Origin of the sequence: Coprococcus sp. RTP21428st1_C9_RTP21428_210409, assembly GCF_040227395.1 — a bacterium.
Taxonomy (GTDB): Bacteria; Bacillota; Clostridia; order Lachnospirales; family Lachnospiraceae; genus Coprococcus; species Coprococcus aceti.
This window is the reverse complement of the sequence record NZ_JBEHVV010000119.1, coordinates 1-4084: the sequence shown is the minus strand read 5'-3', so window position 1 is coordinate 4084 and position 4084 is coordinate 1. Positions and strand designations below refer to the sequence as shown.

General features: G+C 44.7%; 4 protein-coding genes. 3 read left to right on the top strand and 1 reads right to left on the bottom strand.

Annotated elements, in window-relative coordinates; genetic code table 11:
- Positions 1–1498: excinuclease ABC subunit UvrA (gene uvrA / locus ABUA34_RS13940; protein ID WP_349823509.1), on the top strand; the 1498-nt coding region annotated here is incomplete at its 5' end.
- A 39-nt stretch (positions 1499–1537) separates the two neighbouring features.
- Complete coding sequence (locus ABUA34_RS13935; protein ID WP_349823508.1) at positions 1538–2476, top strand: hypothetical protein; 939 nt, start codon at positions 1538–1540, stop codon at positions 2474–2476.
- Between the two features lie 156 nt (positions 2477–2632).
- On the opposite strand, the gene fba is transcribed toward ABUA34_RS13935, so the two are convergent.
- Positions 2633–3502, bottom strand: coding sequence for a class II fructose-1,6-bisphosphate aldolase (fba, locus tag ABUA34_RS13930; protein WP_349823507.1), 870 nt, complete (start codon positions 3500–3502; stop codon positions 2633–2635).
- A gap of 271 nt (positions 3503–3773) precedes the next feature.
- On the opposite strand from fba, the gene ABUA34_RS13925 reads away from it, so the two are divergent.
- Positions 3774–4084 (top strand): ATP-binding cassette domain-containing protein (locus tag ABUA34_RS13925; RefSeq protein ID WP_349823506.1); only part of this gene is annotated, 311 nt, incomplete at its 3' end.

Here is a 4084-nt window from a genome sequence, read left to right as displayed (position 1 = left end):
GTTCATGAAAGATCTGGAGCTCACTGACAGACAGAAGATGATAGGTGCGGCCATACTCAAGGAGATAAGGTCGAGACTGCATTTCCTTATTGATGTGGGACTTGACTATCTGTGTCTGAGTAGAGGTACAAGCACGCTCTCAGGTGGAGAGGCACAGAGAATAAGACTTGCCACGCAGATAGGTTCAGGTCTGGTCGGAGTTGCATATATTCTGGATGAGCCAAGTATCGGACTTCATCAGAGAGACAATGACAAGTTGATCGCAGCGCTCAAGAATCTGAGAGACCTTGGAAATACACTGATAGTTGTAGAGCACGACGAGGATACCATGAGGGCGGCGGATCACATCATAGATATAGGACCGGGAGCCGGTGCAAATGGTGGATATGTGGTAGCTGAGGGTACGGCTGAAGACATTATGAAATGTGAGAATTCTATCACCGGTGACTACTTAAGCGGCAGGAAGAAGATAGAGGTTCCGGATGTGAGGAGAAAGCCAACTGGATGGCTCACTGTCAAGAATGCTTATGAGAACAATCTCAAGCATATAGATGTGGATATACCACTTGGAGTCATGACATGCGTTACAGGTGTATCAGGTTCGGGAAAGAGTTCTCTGGTAAATGAGATCCTGTACAAGAAACTTGCGAGAAGACTCAATAAAAGCAGGGTTAAGGCAGGAAAGCATGACCATATCATCGGTTATGATGCTTTGGACAAGATCATAAATATAGACCAGTCACCTATAGGAAGAACTCCGAGATCCAATCCGGCTACCTACACAGGTACGTTTGACCTGATAAGAGACCTGTTTGCCGGTACAAAGGATGCCAAGGCAAGAGGTTACGGTAAGGGAAGATTCAGCTTCAATGTATCCGGAGGACGATGCGAGGCATGTCGTGGAGACGGAATCATCAAGATAGAGATGCACTTCCTGCCAGATATATATGTGCCATGTGAGGTGTGTGGAGGAAAGAGATACAACAGAGAGACTTTGGAGGTCAAGTACAAGGGCAAGAGTATCAATGAAGTTCTCGATATGACAGTTGATGAGGCGTGCGAGTTCTTTGCAAATGTGCCAAGGATACTGAGGAAGATAGAGACTCTCCGTGATGTGGGACTCGGATATATCAAGCTTGGACAGCCGTCCACCACTTTGTCAGGAGGAGAGGCACAGAGAATCAAACTTGCAACTGAGCTGTCAAGACGTGGAACGGGAAAGACTATATATGTGCTTGACGAGCCAACCACCGGACTTCATTTTGCTGATGTTCACAGGCTTGTGGATATACTCAGAAGGCTCAGTGAAGGCGGCAACACAGTGGTGGTTATCGAACATAATCTTGACGTTATCAAGACCGCAGATTATATTATTGACATGGGACCTGAAGGAGGCGCAGGCGGTGGAACGGTCATTGCCAGAGGAACTCCTGAGGAAGTTGCGAAGATACCTCAGTCATATACAGGACAGTATCTGAAGAGGTATCTCGATATGTAAGGGATGTGTCGAATAATTACATCGGAGGTAGATGACAACATGGATGAACAGAATAGAGTAGAAGATATTGACGGAGTTGATGGCGGGTCGACTTCTGAGCAGAATGTGGAGCAGGAAAAAGCTGTGATGGCTGAGCAAAGTCAGGCACAGAATGGTCAGGGAGCGCAGTCAGTTCAAGCACCATATAGTCAGGTAGCACAGCCAGCTCAGTTACTGTATCAGCATATGCCACAGTATGGCCAGCCAGTGCAGCATATGCCGCAGTATGAACAAACGGCTCAGCCACAGTATGGCCAGCCGGTGCAGCAGCCATACCAGCCACAGTCGCAGTATGGTCAGCCGGTACAGCAGCCATATCAGCCACAGGCACAGTATAGCCAGGGCGTACAGCCAATGCAGCCACCATACCAGCAGATGCCACAGTATGGTCAGCCAACCCAGCAGCCATACCAGCCACAGTCGCAGTACGGCCAGCCGGTACAGCCAACGCCATACAACAACCCTATGGGTTATATGGGATATGAGAACAGGCAGAACATAGCTGGTGATGTGAAGAAGGGATCCACACATGTACCTAATATGTTAAACCTGATCGGCATTATCATGGCTGTTGTATCAGTATTTATTCCTTATGCATATATGGGTACAGATGCCAGAAGCATAGTTGGAGTGTTTGGTATAAATATATTATCCATGCTTGTTGTGGCGGTAGTTATCATAGCAGACGTGATCTGTGCATTTATCAACAAGGCAGGCTGTTATATAGCAGACCTTGTTATATCTATAATTGTTGGCGGAATATTGATATTTGAATTTGTTCTGTCATTGATAGATCTTGGAAAGCTAGATGCAGCGGCAAATGCAAGACTCGGAGTCGGTGCATGGATCAGCGTGGCAGCGGCACTTTTCATGCTGATATCAGTTCCTATATGGTGGACGATCAGCAGGAAGAAGGACAAGGCAGAGAATCAGGATTAGACAATTAATATTAGTAGAATGTATGATATAAAAATAAGAACCCCATCATGGCTTATACAAGCTGTGATGGGGTTCCTTTAAGTTTACGTGAGCGATACTTGTCCGAAAGCTGTCGAACAGTTTATCGTTACATTTGTTAATTGTTCTGTTAAAGAATTAGTCGTTAGCCTTACCAACTGATCCGAAGAGTTCCATCTTCTCCTTAACAGTAGCCTTGATAGCCTCGAAACCAGGAGCGAGAAGCTTTCTAGGATCAAATCCCTTGCCCTCAAGATCCTTACCAGCCTCGATGTACTTTCTTGTAGCATCTGCGAATGATAACTGGCACTCTGTGTTAACGTTGATCTTTGAAACGCCAAGTGAAATAGCCTTCTTGATCATGTCAGCTGGGATACCTGTACCACCGTGAAGAACTAATGGCATAACGCCTGTCTTCTGCTGGATAGCATCAAGTGTCTCAAAGCTAAGTCCCTTCCAGTTAGCTGGGTACTTACCATGGATGTTACCGATACCAGCTGCAAGCATATCTACACCGAGATCAGCGATAGTCTTACACTCATCTGGATCAGCGCACTCGCCCATACCAACAACTCCGTCTTCCTCACCACCGATGGAACCAACCTCACACTCGATTGAGAGGCCAAGCTGATGAGCTACGTTAACGAGCTCTGTTGACTTAGCAAGGTTCTCTTCGAATGGATAGTGTGAACCATCGAACATGATTGAAGTAAATCCAGCCTTAACACACTTGTAGCATCCTTCGTATGTTCCGTGATCAAGGTGAAGAGCTACAGGAACTGTGATTCCAAGTGACTCATCCATAGCCTTAACCATTGCTGCAACTGTCTCAAATCCTGTCATATACTTTCCAGCGCCCTCTGAAACACCAAGGATAACAGGTGACTGAAGCTCCTGAGCTGTGAGGAGAACAGCCTTTGTCCACTCAAGGTTGTTGATGTTGAACTGACCTACTGCGTAGTGACCAGCCTTAGCTTTCTTTAACATTTCTGTTGCTGAAACTAACATTTGTAAAATCCTCCGTAAAATTATATTTGGATACAACGTACCCACTTACGCTGATTATACCCCATATAATAAGAAAATAAAAGAATTTTTAGCCAAAAGTTCAACATATAGTTAGTTTGAACTTATCGATAGAAAATAAAACATTTATAAAGAATAGCCTGCCTTAATTGCATTGAAAAAAAATAAATGCTATGATTTTCCAGTAATAATGACAAATCTATCAAAGTGTAATGCATATAGAACACAATATGATTTTTGTAAGGAGGATAGAATGCTTCAGCTTAAGAATATCGTGAAGGATTATCACACTGGTGATGAAGTTGTTCAGGCACTTAAGGGTGTATCTGTGAACTTTAGGAGAAATGAGTTTGTGTCCATACTTGGTCAGTCGGGTTGTGGAAAGACAACGCTTCTGAACATAGTGGGCGGACTGGATCAGTACACCAGTGGAGATCTGGTTATCAATGGCAAGTCGACAAAGGATTTCAAGTCAAGAGACTGGGATTCATATAGAAACAATTCAGTCGGATTTGTATTCCAGAGCTACAATCTGATACCGCATCAGTCGGTACTGTCAAATGT

Bases quoted from the DNA above. Each gene is read 5' to 3' on its own strand.
- ABUA34_RS13935 (WP_349823508.1), top strand. From the start codon at position 1,538: ATGGATGAACAGAATAGAGTAGAAGATATTGACGGAGTTGATGGCGGG.
- fba (WP_349823507.1), bottom strand. From the start codon at position 3,502: ATGTTAGTTTCAGCAACAGAAATGTTAAAGAAAGCTAAGGCTGGTCAC.